The organism is Zooshikella ganghwensis, from assembly GCF_018263875.1.
In the GTDB taxonomy this organism is placed as follows: Bacteria; Pseudomonadota; Gammaproteobacteria; order Pseudomonadales; family Zooshikellaceae; genus Zooshikella; species Zooshikella ganghwensis.
Genome location: NZ_JAEVHG010000005.1, coordinates 236,225 through 253,322 on the forward strand (window position 1 = coordinate 236,225; position 17,098 = coordinate 253,322).

Annotated in this window: 15 protein-coding genes; 8 read left to right on the plus strand and 7 right to left on the minus strand. The window is 42.0% G+C overall.

The genetic code is table 11. The features are described from left to right. Positions 1 to 80 precede the first annotated feature (80 nt). The 6 genes from sufB (at position 81) to sufT (ending at position 6,105) form a co-directional block, all read left to right on the plus strand. Positions 81 to 1,529: a Fe-S cluster assembly protein SufB gene (gene sufB / locus KHS79_RS10050; RefSeq protein ID WP_212718647.1), complete on the plus strand. Its 1,449-nt coding sequence runs from the start codon at positions 81 to 83 to the stop codon at positions 1,527 to 1,529. 13 nt (positions 1,530 to 1,542) lie between these two features. Next, positions 1,543 to 2,283: a Fe-S cluster assembly ATPase SufC gene (gene sufC, locus KHS79_RS10055; RefSeq protein WP_212718649.1), complete on the plus strand. Its 741-nt coding sequence runs from the start codon at positions 1,543 to 1,545 to the stop codon at positions 2,281 to 2,283. A gap of 89 nt (positions 2,284 to 2,372) precedes the next feature. Beyond that, complete coding sequence (locus tag KHS79_RS10060; RefSeq protein WP_212718650.1) at positions 2,373 to 3,734, plus strand: SufB/SufD family protein; 1,362 nt, start codon at positions 2,373 to 2,375, stop codon at positions 3,732 to 3,734. Then, positions 3,731 to 5,014: a cysteine desulfurase gene (locus KHS79_RS10065; protein WP_233468360.1), complete on the plus strand. Its 1,284-nt coding sequence runs from the start codon at positions 3,731 to 3,733 to the stop codon at positions 5,012 to 5,014. Before KHS79_RS10060 ends, KHS79_RS10065 begins: the two co-directional genes overlap by 4 nt. After that, on the plus strand, positions 5,011 to 5,457 hold the full coding sequence (gene sufU / locus KHS79_RS10070) for a Fe-S cluster assembly sulfur transfer protein SufU (RefSeq protein ID WP_094787159.1): 447 nt from the start codon (positions 5,011 to 5,013) through the stop codon (positions 5,455 to 5,457). Before KHS79_RS10065 ends, sufU begins: the two co-directional genes overlap by 4 nt. A gap of 12 nt (positions 5,458 to 5,469) precedes the next feature. Beyond that, positions 5,470 to 6,105, plus strand: coding sequence for a putative Fe-S cluster assembly protein SufT (gene sufT / locus KHS79_RS10075; RefSeq protein ID WP_212718651.1), 636 nt, complete (start codon positions 5,470 to 5,472; stop codon positions 6,103 to 6,105). 8 nt (positions 6,106 to 6,113) lie between these two features. Here sufT and KHS79_RS10080 read toward each other — a convergent pair whose 3' ends face one another. The 4 genes from KHS79_RS10080 to KHS79_RS10095 form a co-directional block, all read right to left on the minus strand. Then, a complete protein-coding gene (locus tag KHS79_RS10080; RefSeq protein WP_094787161.1) occupies positions 6,114 to 6,476 on the minus strand; it encodes a hypothetical protein in 363 nt (120 codons plus the stop codon). A gap of 192 nt (positions 6,477 to 6,668) precedes the next feature. After that, a complete protein-coding gene (locus KHS79_RS10085) occupies positions 6,669 to 7,163 on the minus strand; it encodes a GNAT family N-acetyltransferase (RefSeq protein WP_094787162.1) in 495 nt (164 codons plus the stop codon). 181 nt (positions 7,164 to 7,344) lie between these two features. Further along, entirely contained in the window at positions 7,345 to 8,388 is a 1,044-nt protein-coding gene (locus tag KHS79_RS10090; protein WP_212718652.1) for an SGNH/GDSL hydrolase family protein, read from the minus strand. Positions 8,389 to 8,870: 482 nt separating this feature from the next. Further along, the gene (locus tag KHS79_RS10095) at positions 8,871 to 9,338 is read right to left on the minus strand and encodes a DUF6174 domain-containing protein (RefSeq protein WP_094787164.1); all 468 of its coding nucleotides are present in this window, start codon (positions 9,336 to 9,338) and stop codon (positions 8,871 to 8,873) included. A 548-nt stretch (positions 9,339 to 9,886) separates the two neighbouring features. Between KHS79_RS10095 and KHS79_RS10100 the strand changes: the two genes are divergently transcribed. Beyond that, positions 9,887 to 10,693, plus strand: coding sequence for a substrate-binding periplasmic protein (locus tag KHS79_RS10100; protein ID WP_212718653.1), 807 nt, complete (start codon positions 9,887 to 9,889; stop codon positions 10,691 to 10,693). 7 nt (positions 10,694 to 10,700) lie between these two features. On the opposite strand, the gene KHS79_RS10105 is transcribed toward KHS79_RS10100, so the two are convergent. Together KHS79_RS10105 and KHS79_RS10110 are read right to left on the minus strand one after the other, a co-directional pair. Further along, positions 10,701 to 12,419: an LVIVD repeat-containing protein gene (locus KHS79_RS10105; RefSeq protein WP_212718654.1), complete on the minus strand. Its 1,719-nt coding sequence runs from the start codon at positions 12,417 to 12,419 to the stop codon at positions 10,701 to 10,703. 761 nt (positions 12,420 to 13,180) lie between these two features. After that, the gene (locus KHS79_RS10110; RefSeq protein WP_233468361.1) at positions 13,181 to 14,338 is read right to left on the minus strand and encodes a GNAT family N-acetyltransferase/peptidase C39 family protein; all 1,158 of its coding nucleotides are present in this window, start codon (positions 14,336 to 14,338) and stop codon (positions 13,181 to 13,183) included. 421 nt (positions 14,339 to 14,759) lie between these two features. On the opposite strand from KHS79_RS10110, the gene KHS79_RS10115 reads away from it, so the two are divergent. After that, a complete protein-coding gene (locus KHS79_RS10115) occupies positions 14,760 to 16,253 on the plus strand; it encodes a RimK family protein (RefSeq protein ID WP_212718655.1) in 1,494 nt (497 codons plus the stop codon). 176 nt (positions 16,254 to 16,429) lie between these two features. Here the strand turns inward: KHS79_RS10115 and KHS79_RS10120 are convergent, their stop codons facing one another. Beyond that, entirely contained in the window at positions 16,430 to 17,092 is a 663-nt protein-coding gene (locus tag KHS79_RS10120; protein ID WP_212718657.1) for a class I SAM-dependent methyltransferase, read from the minus strand. Between the last annotated feature and the right edge of the window lie 6 nt (positions 17,093 to 17,098).

Here is a 17,098-nt window from a genome sequence, read left to right on the forward strand (position 1 = left end):
CAGTGTTGGTGAGTAATTAATGGCTTGCTAATAAGTGAGTTAAAAGTGATAGAAGGCTTAAGTGATAGAGGAAGGTCACTATGTGTGCCGCAAATACAGATTTGCAACAGCATTTGCAACAACGCTACAGTGCAGGGTTTGTGACTGATATTGAAACAGATACCTTGCCAGCAGGTTTGAATGAGACTGTTATCCGGCAATTGTCGGCTAAAAAACAGGAGCCGGAATATATTTTAAATTGGCGGTTACAAGCGTTCCAGCGCTGGTGCAAAATGAAACCGCCTGCCTGGGCACAAGTGCAACACACGCCAATAGACTTTCAAAGTATTGTTTATTACTCCTCACCAAAATCCCTTGCAGATCGCCCCAAAAGTCTTGATGAAGTTGACCCTGAGTTACTGCAAACGTATGAAAAATTGGGTATTCCATTACATGAACAGGAAATGCTGGCAGGGGTAGCCGTCGACGCTGTATTTGACAGTGTCTCTGTTGCAACAACCTTTAAGGATACTTTGGCCAAGGCGGGTGTTATTTTTTGTCCAATTTCAGAAGCAATCCAACAATACCCTGAATTAATCAAAACCTATCTCGGGCGTGTGGTTCCTCCGGGTGATAATTTTTATGCGGCATTAAATGCCGCGGTATTCAGTGATGGTTCCTTTGTCTATGTACCTGAGGGGGTTCGCTGTCCACTTGAGTTATCGACTTATTTTAGAATTAATGCGGCTAATACTGGTCAGTTTGAGCGAACACTGATCATTGCTGATAAAGGGAGTTACGTCAGTTATCTCGAAGGCTGTACAGCCCCTATGCGAGATGAAAACCAGTTACATGCGGCTGTGGTAGAACTAGTGGCCTTAGATGATGCTGAGATTAAGTATTCCACCGTGCAGAATTGGTACCCTGGTGATGAGCAAGGCCGAGGTGGGATTTATAATTTTGTGACCAAACGGGGGCTTTGTGCCGGGGCTCGTAGCAAAATAAGCTGGACACAAATTGAAACAGGCTCAGCCATTACCTGGAAATACCCGAGTGTAATTTTGCGGGGGGATCATGCCATTGGTGAGTTTTTCTCTGTAGCCGTAACCCGAAATTACCAACAAGCGGATACAGGCACCAAGATGATCCACGTTGGCAAAAATACCCGAAGCACGATTCTGTCGAAAGGTATTTCTGCAGGGAAAAGCCAAAATACCTATCGTGGCCTTGTTAAAGTCAATCCTACGACCACTGGTGCCCGCAATTATACACAATGTGATTCCTTATTAATTGGTGATGGTTGTTCTGCAAATACCTTTCCTTACATTGAGGCTGGTGAATACTCAGGTACGGTAGAACACGAAGCAACAACTTCAAAAATTGCAGATGAACAGCTTTTGTACTTGCAACAAAGAGGGTTAGAGCCTGAGCAGGCAGTGGCGTTAGTGGTTAATGGTTTTTGCAAAGATGTTTTTGAGCAATTGCCAATGGAGTTTGCGGTAGAAGCTAACCGTCTCATGCAAGTGAGCCTGGAAGGTTGTGTGGGTTAAAAGGGGGGGAATAATGCTGGAGATACAATCATTAGCGATCAGCGTGGCCAATAAAACTATTGTTGAAGCCATAGATTTAACGATTAATGCCGGGGAAATCCATGTGTTAATGGGACCCAATGGCGTCGGCAAAAGTACTTTGACCCGAGCACTTCTGGGGGATGCAGACTATACCATTGAGTCAGGCGCGTTGCGGCTGGGAGGACTGGATTTATTGCCACTGTCCATAGAGCAGCGTGCTCACCAGGGTTTGTTTGTTGCTTTTCAGCATCCTGTCACTATCCCGGGGGTGAGTAACTTACAGTTTTACAAGGCCATGGTGAATGCACATCGGCAGGTGCAGAATCTGGAGCCATTGGATGCCATTGAATTATTAGCGCAAGTCAAACAGGCCGCACAGCAATCCGGGTTAAACGAGGACTTCTTATACAGAGGGTTGAATGATGGCTTCTCTGGCGGAGAAAAAAAGCGAAATGAGTTATTACAGATGTTGTTGCTATCACCAAGGATTGCTGTCGTAGACGAAATCGACTCCGGGCTTGATGTCGATGCCTTGAAAATTATTGGTCAAGGTATACGACACTTACAGCAACAAGGCACAGGCTTTTTGCTCATTACCCACTATCCGCACTGGCTGGAATATCTAACACCTGATCAAGTACATATTTTATTGGCAGGACGTATTGTCCAGTCTGGAGGTGTTGAGCTTGCAGACCAAGTGGCTAATCAAGGGTTTCAGGCTTTTGCCGCATAAGTTTTTGGTGTCTGTGAAAAAGGGTATGAATTTAAAGCCTTCTATATATACCAAACATGAAGGCTTTAATGACACAGAGGGCTTCGTGAATGAGTATGATGCGCCAAGCAATTTCTGAGCATTGCCAACAGCAGTGGGATGCAACCATACAGCCTGCAGCTGAAGGTATTTCACCAGTACGACAGCGTGCTTGGCAGCGGTGGCAGCAGCAGGGGTTACCTACTCGCCACCAAGAGTCTTGGAAGTATACTCGTGCTGAGCAGTTTTTTACTGAGTCGCTATTAAATAATGCGCTAAAAAAAACCAGTGTTTTGCCTCAAAAAACCGGTAATCCTGTTATTGCTGACATAAAACAATTGTCGGCTAGTATCAACCTTGATTTGATTGATAAAGTGATTTGCCCCCACGCAAACAGCGTACTGTTGTATTGTATCGACGGTCAGTTTTACAGTGACCAAACCAATACTTCTCTGTTTGGCGGGCTATTAGGTGACGTATCAGATCCCTCATTGTTTATACCGGCCCAAGATTTACTGGATGAAGACAGTGATGGTTTTGCATTACTTAACCTTGCATTATCACCTGAGACACTTCAGTTGAGCATTCCTGCGGATAGCCAACTAACACTCCACATTGCCTATATTGCTGCAAGGGCGGGCTGGTATCAGCCGAGTGTTCGTATACATGTGCAACCTGGCAGTCAGTTGACATTGTTAGAGCATACGATTTCTCCTGCTGATTTATCGGTAAGTGATAGTTTGTGGAATAGCTTGACTCAACTGCATGTTGCCCCTTCAGCAGAAGTTATTTATGTGAACCTTAATCAGTGTGCTTCATCATGTCAGCATGTCCACCAGCTGCTGGTTGATCTGGATACTTCAGCACAGATACAGAGTTGGCTTGCTGCGTTAGGAGGGAATGCTTCACGCTTACAAATTATCCAGCGCTTAGCGGGGCGGGGGAGTTCTGCCACAGTGAATGGGCTACTACTCGGGCAAGGCCAGCAACATCATGATCATCGTGTGGTTTTTCGCCACCTGGCAGAAGAAACCAAAAGCTACTGTTTACATAAAGGTTTATTGGCAGGAAAGTCAAAAGGGGTCTTTAATGGCCGAATATTAATGACACCTGAAGCTCATCAGGCTGAAGGCAACATGTACAGTCGCAATATGCTACTGAGTCAAGGAAGCCGAATGCACACTAAGCCTGAACTGGAAATCTATCATGATGCTGTTCGTTGTGCTCATGGGGCGACGGTCGGTCAGCTTGATAGGCAGGCATTACAGTATTTATGCAGCCGGGGGATTGCATCAGAGAGTGCACGGCAACTGTTGCTGGCAGCTTTCATCCAGACACTCTGGCAGTCACTGCCAAAACCATTATATGAATGGCTTACACAACAGGTTACACCTAGTTTTGCATCAGTGAGTGAACAGATGGAGGCGATATGATGGCTGAGCAGCCTTCTCAACAGCAGCTTCAAAGTAGTCCATCAGCCTTGGTTTCTGGTGGGCGTTGTTTGACGGATGAAGTCCGCCACCAGTTTCCCACACTCCATCAACATGTCCATGGTCAGCCACTGGTTTATCTGGATAACGCCGCAACAACCCAGAAACCTGAAGCTGTTTTACAAGCACTTGATCACTACTATCGTTGTGATAATGCTAATGTGCATCGTGGGGTGCATGCTTTAAGTGAGCGTGCAACCTGGGCTATGGAGTCGGCCAGAGATAGCATTCAGCAATTTATTAATGCCGCCAATCGAGAAGAAGTGATCTTTGTCCGCGGTACAACGGAAGCTATAAATCTCATTGCTCATGGGATTGCAGAGAGTATTTTGCAGCCTGGCGATGAGATTTTGATTTCAGCCATGGAACATCACGCTAACATTGTTCCCTGGCAATTGGTATGTCAACGAACTCAGTCTGTTTTAAAAGTTATTCCTATGCTGCCATCTGGTGAGCTGGATTTAGAAGCATTTCCATTGTTGTTAAGTACGCGGACGCGATTATTAGCTGTTAGTCATGTTAGTAATGCGCTAGGCACAGTTAACCCTGTGGCGAAGATGATTGCTATCGCCCATGATCATGGTATCCCTGTGTTAGTGGATGGTGCTCAAGCAGTGGCTCATACGCCAGTTGATGTACAAGCACTGGATTGTGACTTTTATGTATTTTCTGGACATAAAGTGTATGGCCCAACAGGCATTGGTATTTTGTATGGTAAGCAAGTGTGGTTAGATCGCTTTCCGCCTTATCAAGGTGGTGGTGAAATGATTCGGCGGGTTAGCTTTGATCATACTGAGTTTAATAATCTACCTTATAAATTTGAGGCTGGCACCCCTGCCATTGCAGAAGCGATTGGTTTGGGCGCAGCCCTTCAATGGTTTAGCCATTTTCGCCAACATACACTGTGGGAGCATGAGGCGACATTGCTCTATCAGCTTCATGCTCAGCTGAAGGCGTTGCCGGGTGTGAAGATTATTGGTAATGCAAAAGAAAAGACAGCGGTTTGCTCCTTTACCGTAGCAGGTATTCATCCTCATGACTTGGGAACGTTGCTAGATCACTCTGGAATCGCTGTACGCGCAGGACATCATTGTGCGATGCCTGTGATGGATTTTTTTAATGTGCCTGCAACAGTGCGTGCTTCAGTGGCTATTTATAATACTACTGAGGATATTGCACGATTGATCAATGGCCTAGAGCAAGCACTGGAATTTTGGCAATGAACCCTGAGCTGAAACAGTTATATCAAGAACTTATCATGGATCATGGGCGTCAGCCTCGTAATTTTCGTGTGCTTTCTCCCTGTACTCATAAGCAGCAAGCCGATAATCCTCTGTGTGGTGATCAACTTACCTTATACCTTGATGTGAAAAATGGCGTGGTTCAGGATATTGCATTTCAGGGACATGGCTGTGCTATTTCAATGGCTTCTTCTTCCATGATGACCCAGGAGGTTAAGGGGAAATCGGTTGATAATGCGTTAGCGTTGTTTAAAAAGTTTCACCAGCTCATTATGTCCGGTGAGAGTGCAGAAGACATGGGGCGATTGGCGGTGCTAAGTGGTGTTAAGGCATTTCCAATGCGGGTGAAATGTGCCACCTTGGCTTGGCATGCTCTGGAACATGCATTGTCTGCGAATGATGGACAAGCGGTTACCACCGAGTAATAGGGGTAAAGCATGACAAAAAAGGTTTCTACTGTTTCTTTAATTCCGACACATGTGATTAATGTAGGGGCATCGAATGCTTTCCCTACTGGTCGAGGCTACCCCTTGATTGAGTTGCAACGTGCCTGTAAAGCTATCCATGTACCAGCGGGTGATGCTGTCAGGCTTAAAAAAGGCACGGAGGTTGAGCTGGTACAAAGTATGGGGTTGTCTTTTACCGTAAGGGTGCGTGGTAATCTGTTTCGCATAGCAGGGGACGATGCGGATGCTTTGGGTAAAGCAATACCTCAACTGTCTTTTCCCAAGGCAAATGATGAAAATTTTGAGGAAGGAAAAGTTAATGAGGCTTATATTTGGGAGGTACTGCGGCACTGCTATGATCCAGAAATTCAATTGAATATCGTAGACCTTGGACTTATCTACAGCGTTAATATTATTCAGCGTAAAACGGGTCAACAGGTCGTGCATATTGATATGACATTAACAGCTCCTGCCTGTGGTATGGGCCCGGTATTGGTGGATGAAGTGAAACATCAGGTCGCGTTGGTGCCCCATGTGGATGCAGTTCATGTCAATTTGGTCTTTGATCCCCCCTGGGACCGCAGCAAATTATCAGAAGCAGGGAAGTTACAGCTTGGGCTCATTTAATGGGCTATCTACTGACAGATAAAACCAGTACCAGTGACACCGGCACAAAAACAGGGAGTGCCGACAGGGCCAGGATTTATCACAATTTGACACCATTTGTTGCCATATAAATCGCAACAATAAAGGTTATTGGCTGTGTTATTCACTGGAGGAGCGCTTGTTGTCCGCGTGGTTGGGTAAACTGGCTCATAGTCATCAAAATCTACAGGGTCTTCTGTTCTAGTGTTTACAGTGTTATTGAGTGGTAAGTTGGTATTGCTTGTATCTTTGAATGTGCATTGTTGCAGTACAGTAATGATACTGACCAAAGCCGTTAGAAATGCAGTGATAACGGCGAGTTTTCCCCAGAATGATTTGGGTTCATCAGACATTTACAACGACCTTACAACGTAGTCTTTAAAGCGCGCGATGAAGGAGTCATCGCTTGGTAAACAGTGAGCTGTTAAATTGAGTATATACGCTTTAGGCTGGGATATATTTTTTTTGTTGGATAAAGAGGGGGGGCCGTTGTTCAAAAAAATGACTCGTGAAACAGCGCGCTCCCTGCGCTGTGTTAGTATCCTTTACTTCTCAGCTAGTTGACTCAGGGCGTCTCCAGTTAGGCGATAAACAGTCCACTCATCCTGGGGGGTAGCACCTATAGACTCATAAAAGTTAATGGCAGGTTGATTCCAGTTCAAGACCGACCACTCCAGTCGACCATAGTTTCTGGCTTTGGCTATTTGCGCTAGTTGGTGTAATAAGGCTTTGCCAATACCATGTCCGCGTAATGACTCGTTGACATAAAGGTCTTCTAAATACATGCCAGGCTGTGCCAAAAATGTTGAATAGCTGGAAAAATATAAGGCAAAACCAGCGGGCTCATCATCTAAAAATGCAATTATTACCTCTGCGGCAGGCTGTTCACCAAATAGAGTAGCCCTGAGCTTGTCTTCTGTCGCCACCACGGTATGAATTAGTTTTTCATATTTAGCGAGGTTTTTAATAAAGGTAAGAATAGTAGGAATGTCATCACTGGTGGCAGGGCGAATGTTTAGCGATTGGTTATTATGGCTCATTTACTGCTCCGTGCTAGCTTAAGGTCATCGTTAAAAATACGTTAATTTCTAATATAAAATAATGAGTAAATATTATTTTAACGGAATAAATGTTCGCAAGAGCATAGTAGCGGACTTAATAAGCGATGTGAAACCCCTGCTTCAACGAGTTGTGAAGTACGGGTTGAAGCAGGGGGCTGGACTAGTGTCTAGTTAAGGAAGGTAACCGTTGAATAATATCATTGGCTATTAAATGGTGTACGGCATCTGTTGGATGTAAACCATCCCAAAATATATATTGTTGTGGATTATTTACAATTGTATTTTGAGTAAAATCCCATGCTGAGTCAGTGTAGTTGGTGAGCGTTATATTAAGTGCTTGGTGGTTATATTGACCCTGTTTATCAATAGTATCCATTATTTTTTTAAAGGCTGTGTGACTATCGTAGTAGTAAATGTTGACAGCTTGCCAGCGCTTATCTTGCTGTCGTTCACTGATACCCGAGGCTAAAACGGTATTGAACCTATTAATGTACTTTTCTGCTTTAGCACGGTGTTCCGCTAGCAAAGGAGCATATTCTAATGCAGGAATATTACTGACTAGAATATGTCTTGCACCTAAACGATGTAACTTATCAATATGCGTCAGCAGAAGTTCTGCTGCTTGTTTACCATTATGATTTAAGTCGCCAAATAAGGTGAACCATAAATTATTGGTACCGCCTTGGATACTGATTAACTCATTCCTTTCAAAATAACTATTTTTTTTCGCCCAGTCGTCTATTTGTTGACCAATATTTGGCATCACCACCGCGCCATCAAGCAGCTCGACATCAGTAGTGACGTCTATATCTTTAAAGTATCCTGGTCCTACTTGAGCGCCACCAATAGCCCAGTTTTGTCCTTCATGGGCGTTAATAGTAAAAGGCAGGTGCAGATCATTATCGAATATTAATGTACCTTTTACGGGTTGACGAGCAGATGATAAGCCGCCTTCAAAGAAATGACTCCACAAGTAGTCAGTCCATACATAATGGTTGGAAAAACGTCCATTAAAGTAGGGTGCTTCAGCACGAATCCCTATCCGTAGATTTGAGGCTTTGGCCAGGGCTGCTGTGACTTGGTGTTTATTACCCGTATCTGAAAGGCTGTCACCAAAAAAAGTAATTTTTGAAAATGGTGAGCTGGCCACTGCGAGTATAGGAATAATACTTAAAAACAAGAATACTGCTCGAATTAACTTCATAATGATATCCTAATCATTTGAAAAGCATACTGACTATATTTTTAGAAGTACGTTTAAACGTATCATGGCTGGGTATAAATAGTAATAAATATAGTGTACGGGACATGCCGTGTAAAAAAACTGTTTTAAGTCAATAGCGAGTGATGTCAAAAAAGTGAATTTTTATGGGGTCACCGTAGTATTTTTAGCTTAACGTTAGATTATTGAACAGAGCCATCGTACAAATAACTTGTGACGTTAAGACATGTTCAAATTACTGTGGTCCAAGGTGTGTCGAGCGCAGTATGAACGGATCACTAGGTTGTGGTTTCTTGTGGTAAACAGTTTGATGGACATTACCCTGTCTTAGTCTTGTTAGATATGGAAAAGCGACATTTCATATTAATGAGTGATGTCGCTTCTCTACAAAGGGCTAAATTATCTCTGACATGTGGTCAGCTTTTAAGGCCGTAGGCTAGCTTATTCTAAATGAAACCGACTGACTATGGCATCATAGGATATATTTTAGATATTGTGTAGCCAATCTCTTCGTCAGCAATTTGAGGGTGGCGGTCAATATACACTGATTTTGGGTGGCTCCAGCGTTTGTCAAATTTGGCATTAATAATGTGGGCATTGCCATTGGCTTGCATTAGCTCAGCAAATAAATTATCAATGGTTTTAAACATACCCCGTCTATCTTCTGGTACAACTGCACCAGTACTGGTGTTAACAACATTTTTTACTTCATTGTTAAGTACATCAACTCTGAAAGGAATTCCGGCATCTATACAAAAACAAGAGTAGGTATAAATATAGGAGTAGTTAGTGATATCTTTTTTATACCAATCAGCATAAGCACCATAAACTTGAGGTTTAAAGTCTTTGGTGAAGTTATCCATAGGGTCTGCAGAAACAGCACTTGCGGTAACAGACAGTAATGCGATGGGTAAAATGTGGCGTAATTTCATGTTGAACTTCCTGTCCTAAACAAGAGGATTTTAGGAAATAATTTACTTCTAACTATCATTTGCATAAGCTTTTTTAGCGATACGTTGGTTGTGCACAATCTAATTTTAACATCGTGCAGCATCCGTGATATTTAGAAATAAATCTGTTGTTATTAAGTATGTTAAACGTACGGTACCTGTACATCTTGAGCTTAGTATAATCAAAGCGGTAACTGTTCTCCGCTAGTATCGCTTTACTCATTTAATATCAAGTCTAAGCCTAAGATAATTGCTCGAGTAACTTCGTCACCAGAGTGATGACTGGGGCCAATAATACATATTTTGTCGTCTAAATCAACCGTTGGTTGTGATGAATAGAAACCAATAAACGTTAGCTTTTCGCAACACAATGGTTTTAGTCATTACATGAATATGAGTGAAAAGTAGGCGTTGATTAAAACGTGGCTAAAAATCTTTAGCTATAATCATAAAGGTTATAATGAGTTGATTTTTCTTTAAGATAAGGGTTGTAGTGAATATTTTTTATATGAGCGTTTGAATGGTTTATTATGTTGACAGCTGCCTGGCTTTTTTTAACAGTGAGTTTGAGTGCTGACTCAGCTCCACCACTAAAGGTGGTAGGAACGCCAGAGATCCCTTATCGCTATCACGATGAGGCAGGAGAGCTGAAAGGCATTGATATAGAAATCATTCAACGTATCATGCAAACCCTGGACTTTAATTATACGATTCGCTTAGTGCCAGTAGGCTCTCGTATCATTAAAATGGCACAGTCTGGTGATGTGGATATTGTGCTGAGTTTTTCAAAAAAAACAGACCGTTTGGCTTATTTAGTATACCCCAAGCAATACTATAGCCAGTTTACCTGGAATTTTTTTATTCGCCGTAATGACGCAGAACGTATTACTTATCAAACGCTTAAAGATTTGGAGTCCCTGCGAGTGGGGGCGACCCAGGACTGGTCGTATACTGAGGATTTTTGGGAGGCTCACTTGGACTTGCATGTTGAAACCAATAATCTCCTGCATCTTGAAAAGCTGATGCACGGTCGTATAGACGTTGTGCCAATGAATACCTTACCAACATTGATGGAGCTGCACCAACGTGGTTTGAGTCAATTTATAAGCTATCTACCCAAACCATTGAGTTCAAAGGCTTATTATAACCCTACCAGTAAACACTCAGCACACCCATTACTGCCCAAGTGGCGCGTTAATTATGATCGTCTACTTTATTTGTGGCTGAAAAATGGTCAAGTAAAAGCAATTTATAGCCATTATTTTCCAAAAGATATAATCACGAATGATTTAATACCTGCTCCACAGGAAATGGAGCAGGTGCCTACTGATAATTGAAAATGAACTAATCTCGAGCTGGCCAGGGAGATTTAGGTGCATCAAACTGTGGCTTGCCTAAGACGGGACTGCTTAGCAGATAAAAACCATGGTTGGTAAATAGCCAAAATAAATTACGATCATATTCAACATACACACTATGTGAAAGATTGCCCATGGCTGACGGGTGGACTCGTTCAGGTGCATAGGGAGGGACGAAATACGCACTGATAAAAGGTTTTTTAGGATTAGACACATCATATACTTGTAACCCCGCATTATAAAAATTATAGGGAAGAATGCCCTTTCGACTGATGCCAGGTTGAGTATATGAACCTGTCCGTTTTGGACCAAAGCTGCCTCTACGTTGGCAAAAATCAGTAAACAAGGCTGTTTTAGGGGGATGAGGACGAGGTAGTGTACCTGTTATTTGGGGCTGGTAAGGTTCGCTAACATCAATCTGATAAATATGTTTATAAGGTTCCCAGCAATCTTCATTCAGAGGATAACCACTGTAATAAACGTGTCCTGTGTGATTAATTTGGCTGATATCGATAAAGTCGCCTTCTGTGCCTGCGACACTTGGAGGAAATGCTAAGTGAGCGACGGTTTTCATATGTTTTGGGCTGGTGATATCAACAATATAAAAACCAAGACCGCCCATTGCTGCGTAGCCATATTGTTGATGTTGATCTGATGAGGAAGGAATAAATAACGACATACGGGCCCCCATCCAGGAGGTTCGATTTCCTGCGCGAGGATTTTGTTGGTAAATATGCTCATGCCACTGATTATTAACTTGCTGGCCAGGAACGGTGAGTTGATCAAGAAATACTGGACTTTCAGGATTACTCATGTCCCAAGACTGGTAGCCTGCGCTGTACAAATCATTGGGGTATTCCGTGAGTGCATAATCAGCACTAGGCGCTGAAGCAACAAACATATAACGCTTTCCGTAAAAACTTGGAATATCTCTAACCCCGGAGCCTTGTTGCTTGCCAATGGGGGCTTCAGGATGGGTAATATCTGTTGTACGTGTCGCCAATAACTCCCATTCGTGGGGTAGTGGGCCATGCATGGCATAGACCTTGAAACCTTTTAAATGTGGGGCAGAGCGGATGGCTTCTACTTTGTCAGGTTCTTGGTATTTATCATGGAGTAAACCAAATCGCTGCACTTCATAAGCTTGGACCATGAGATAGCGTTGTCGCACTGAGTCCCATTGAATAGTACTAGCACCTATCATTTGTCCTGGTGGAAAAGGATTAATTTCAGGGCTTGGTCCTTCTTTTCCCCAGGTGCTGCCTTTGGTGAGCAGTAACTTGGCCTGTTTAGGATGAGTGATATCAAAGATCTTTAAATCACGACGTACGTACTGATATAAATAACGGCGGCCATTGAAGTCAACAATATTTTGCCAGGTATGGAATGGCTCAACAGTAATGGGGTAATAGGCTTCAACTGTCATATTATGGATATAAGCATTGACATCCCAGTACTTAAGTTGTCCAGGAAAAGGTTGCGGTCTTGTTTGTTCAGGTGTTTGGCTTGGGTGTTTAAACTCACCTGTCTTACTATCTAACCCGTAACTTGAAGGGGTAGGAGGGAGAGGTTTGCTTTCAGTTGTTATATTGACCAATCTCTTTAAGTAATAGTCTGATATGTTGTGTGATGGCTCATCTGAGGTTGCATGTTGCACAACACAAAGTGAGAAACTAATGATTGAAATAGTAAGATAGCTTTTCATGTTAATGTTCCACTCTTCCATATTCAGAACATATTTATTAGGCATAAAAAATATGAGTCTATCGCAACGTATTACATAAAGTTATTTATGGGTGCCCTTATGTAAAATTAAACGAGTTATGCAGTGTACCGAATGATGTGTACTATTGCTCGATTAAGTAAGCTAACTAAGGTATTTATTATTTTATTTCAATAATAACTTTCCTCTCACTTTGATTACACCTATGGGCACAATTATTCTAATTTCAGCTTTTAGAAAAAAAGGAAGATGAAGGAGTATTTTGTTTTATTTTTAAGGAGATGAGTTTTCCAAAATAGGTTGCCGATTATCCATGAAAAATTACCGTTTATTTATTGGTGTGATTTCGATAAATCATACATTTGTTTAATATTGGTTAAAAAATTACCAGCACTATGTGCAGTAAATACAATATTGTGTAATTTATAGTGAAAAATAATTAAAAGTGGTTGTTATTTAGTGTTAATGTCAGTATTGTGCCGGCTGGTACGATTGTACCGGGCAGATTTGTTGCTTACCGGGGAAGCTATTATGTAATCGGAAACGGCTATATAAAGTGGTAAGTGGTGAATCTGCCCAGCTTATTTTTCTTTGACTGTTGTGAGTGTTGAAAGAAAAATACAGTCCATGTCTTCAGTATTTTGCGGATTGCGCTCCTTTTTTAGTTTAACTTTACAATTAATGATTATTGTACCGTTAATCTCAATTGTTTAACTATTCGCCCTCTTACAGTGTTAGAACGACTAGATAGCTGTTTTATTAATAAATAGCGCAGTACGCAGTTTTACTTTTCCAAACTGACACATACGGTCAAAACTTTCTCTCCGAATCGGTAAATGTTGATTGTCCAGTGCCGTTTTATGGCACTTTTCATCGGTATAAGGGTCATGGATATACACGAAGTATTGATCAATATCGGTGACGACCACCCAATGGGGGGTTTTGCAACGGTCTAATTGATAGGTACTGATGAGTACTATCGCAACTTGATTTTGTTTAAGTGCATTTTCAATATTATGGATTGTCAGTGTTTCATGACGTGTACGAATGGATGTGTTGGCTATTTGTGCTAAGAAGTCGTTATGGACTAAGGTGAGCACTGACTTTTTATGGGCACTGCGGACTGAGTCAAGAAATAAAGGCTGTTGATGGCTAATCATCATTTCAACGTCGAAACCCCGCTGCCAGGCTGCAAGTGCTAAACCATGAGGACTACAACCACCATGACCGGATGTCATAAAAATCGTGGTTGCCTCGCGCCATAGTTGCAACTCTAAATGCTGAGTGACCGAAAACTCAGGTTCTAATGCTTGCATGGCCATCATTAAGGCCGCTGGCCCACAGGTAAAATCTGTGGTTTGGGAGTAATAGGGAATTTTACGAAACTGGCGGGACTCTTGATGGATCAGGATTCGCTTTTGCAGTCTAAGGGCATCTTCGTTGTCTTCATAATATTCTTTATAGATACCAAAAGATTTGTATCCCATGCGCTGATATATGCGAATGGCTGCCTGGTTGTCCAAGCGAACTTCCAAGCGCATAAACGAACAGTGTCTTTCTGTGGCTTGTAACTCACTATAATGGATTAACTTTTGGGCAATACCCTGGCCTTGGGCTTGGGGGTGAACTGCGATGGAATATAATCTGGCTAGAGAAGTACCTCGGTGATAAAGGATTAAAACATAACCAAGTATAGTGTCTGCTTGAGAGTTTTGAGCTACGGCTAATGAGACGGTGGAAGAATGTAAAAAGTGTTTAAAGCTTCGTTTGCTTAATCTATCGCTGGTAAAGCATATTTGTTCAATAGCCAAAAGTGCACTTAAATCATCAGGGCGGGCTGGGCGAATTTGAATGTCCGTTGACATGTTGATGCAGGGACGTTGATGATCGGGAGAAGACATTAGTTGACTCAACAAATGGGTTAGTGTTAACTGCGCTACACCCTTCGTGAATAACTGTTATGTTATTCAAACTGTATTGACACTACTTATATCCACAAGGGATAGGGATGTTGTGAGTGCTGAATGCTCTGTTTTCACCTGCAGTCACAACGGTCTTTTAATACTATAAACGTTTGGTGTGTTACCTGCTACTGTTAGTCTACTAATGGCCTGCTATGGTTTGAAAATAATTTTTGCTAAAAAGCTTTACAGAGCAAATAATGAGGTTTTAGTAAAAAAACAAGGCCTGTGTCTTGTGAAGAGAAGGGTGCCAGTCATTTATATGTAAAAAGGCTGTCGAGGGCGTATTAAGCTGTCAGGTGTATAGTGCTCAAAATAATAACTAATTTTATTGGCTGAATAATCTAAGGCTCGTGAGATTATGTCTCTTTTGTATATCGTTGTTGAATCAATCAAAGACTGGAAGGCTTTTTATCCCAGTGAGGATGTGATTACGTTTGAAGACTATGTATCGCTGTCTATGTCAAAAAAGAAGGCGCGTGTTCGTGTGCTCAATTTGTGTCGGGGTTATAAATATTTAAGTAAAGGTTATTATTGTTCATTACTTGCTGAAGCTCGGGGCCATCATGTCATACCTTCAGTGAAGACACTGAATGATTTACGCAAGCGAAAAATCTATGCTATTGATCTAGAGCTAATGGAGCCTGATGCGCATATTGCCTTGAAACATTTAAAGAAAGAGACACGAGAGCATATAGATTTTAAATGCTATTTTGGTACAACGCCTCAGGAGTCAGTACAGCCTATTGCAAGATTACTGTTTGAGCGCTTTCAGTGTCCGGTTATGCAGCTTTCTCTGGCAAAGGATAAAGCAGGTCATTGGCTGGTAACGTCATTAAAAGCAATTTCACCAACAAGTTTAACGGATGAGGAAGAGACACTGTTTGCTGAAGCGCTCGATGAATATAGCCGTAAAATATGGCGAAAGCCCAAGCTGGCCAAGCGGTATCGTTATGACATGGCGATACTGCATAATCCTGAAGAAGCATTTCCACCCAGCGATAAGATGGCGCTAAAGCAGTTCATTAAAGCAGGAAAACGGCTTGGTGTTTCTGTAGACTTAATTCAGCCTAAAGATTTTTTGAGGCTCTCAGAGTACGACATGTTATTTATTCGTGAAACGACGGCTATTGACCACCATACTTTTTTGTTTGCCAAAAAAGCGGAAGCTGAAGGGGTGGTAGTAATCGATGATCCTCTATCTATTATGCGTTGTACGAATAAGGTGTTTTTAGCTGATTTGTTTAGAACACATCATGTGCCAAGTCCAAAAACTATCCTGCTTATGCGTAACCATAAAGCACAAATAGATCAGTTGGAAGCAACACTTGGTTTTCCTTTAGTATTAAAAATACCCGACGGCTCCTTTTCCAGAGGTGTTGTAAAGGTGACTGGCTCGTCAGAGCTGCAGGAGCACTTGAAAGAACTGTTTAAACAGTCAGCCTTGTTATTGGCTCAGGAATATATGTATACGCCATTTGACTGGAGGATAGGCGTGTTACAAGGTAAACCAATTTATGCCTGTAAGTATTTTATGGCCAGGGATCACTGGCAGATATACCAGCATAATACGTCACAAGTAGAGAGCGGTGACTTCGAGACTATTCCTACGTATGAAGTGCCAAAACAGGTGATTAAAGCGGCTGTAAAAGCGGCTAACTTAATAGGTGATGGGTTATATGGGGTAGATATTAAAGCATTTGATGATCGTGTAGCGGTTATCGAAGTAAATGATAATCCGAGTATTGATTATGGCGTTGAGGATGGCTTTTTAGGGGCTCAGCTTTATGAGCTTATTATTGAGGACTTCATCAGGCGTGTTGAAAATGGAAAAAGAAATGTCACTGCTTTGTAATATTGTTTGGGTTCCAAATGGACTCCTAGGGGGAGGCAATTAAAAAAGGGTATCATATATGTCATATGTCTATGACTGAGAAATCAGCCATAACCAAAAAACTTAATTTGACCATATGAGATCCCCCCCCATGGATTCATATATGTCCATAACTTAAAACACAACGTTTGAAAGCGCTATAAACACAATCGCTTCTGAAATATGCATAAATAATTAGGCAGCGGAATGTTATCTCGGATATAGCGCTCTTTATAGACTGACTTAAAACCTACTTTTGAAAAAAGCTCAGCTATCTCATGTTCTCCAAACTCTTTACCGAGTCTGCCGTCTTTATGGACATGTAAATCGCCCTTTTTCTGGAACTCATCTTCTGTCGCAAAAATACTGATGGCAAAAAGCCCGCCATTATTTAAACATTCATGAACCTTGTGTAGATAGGGTAAGTAAAGAGAGGGGTGCTGATGGTGAAAACAGCCGTTATCAAGAATGGCATCGAACTTTCCGAGTTTTAGTTTATCATCGAGGAAGTTACCAACCTGAAAGCTCAAATTAAGCGACTGATCCGTTGGCTGTTCAAAGCTATCAATAAGGTCAATACCTAATACCTGGTGTCCTTTTTCTGCGATTACTCTTGACTCAAATCCTTTGCCACAGCCTATGTCCAATACTGATGAAGCCGGGCTGAGCATATCAAGTAGTTTCACAGTGGTTTTTCGGCTCGCCTCAGCACCTGACCAACCATCACGACCTTCTTTATAATGCTGCTCAAAGCTGGCGTGCAGCGTTTTTTCATACTCTGAAAAAGCAGGGACACTTTGTGCAATTTTACTCTTCTTCATAAGTGG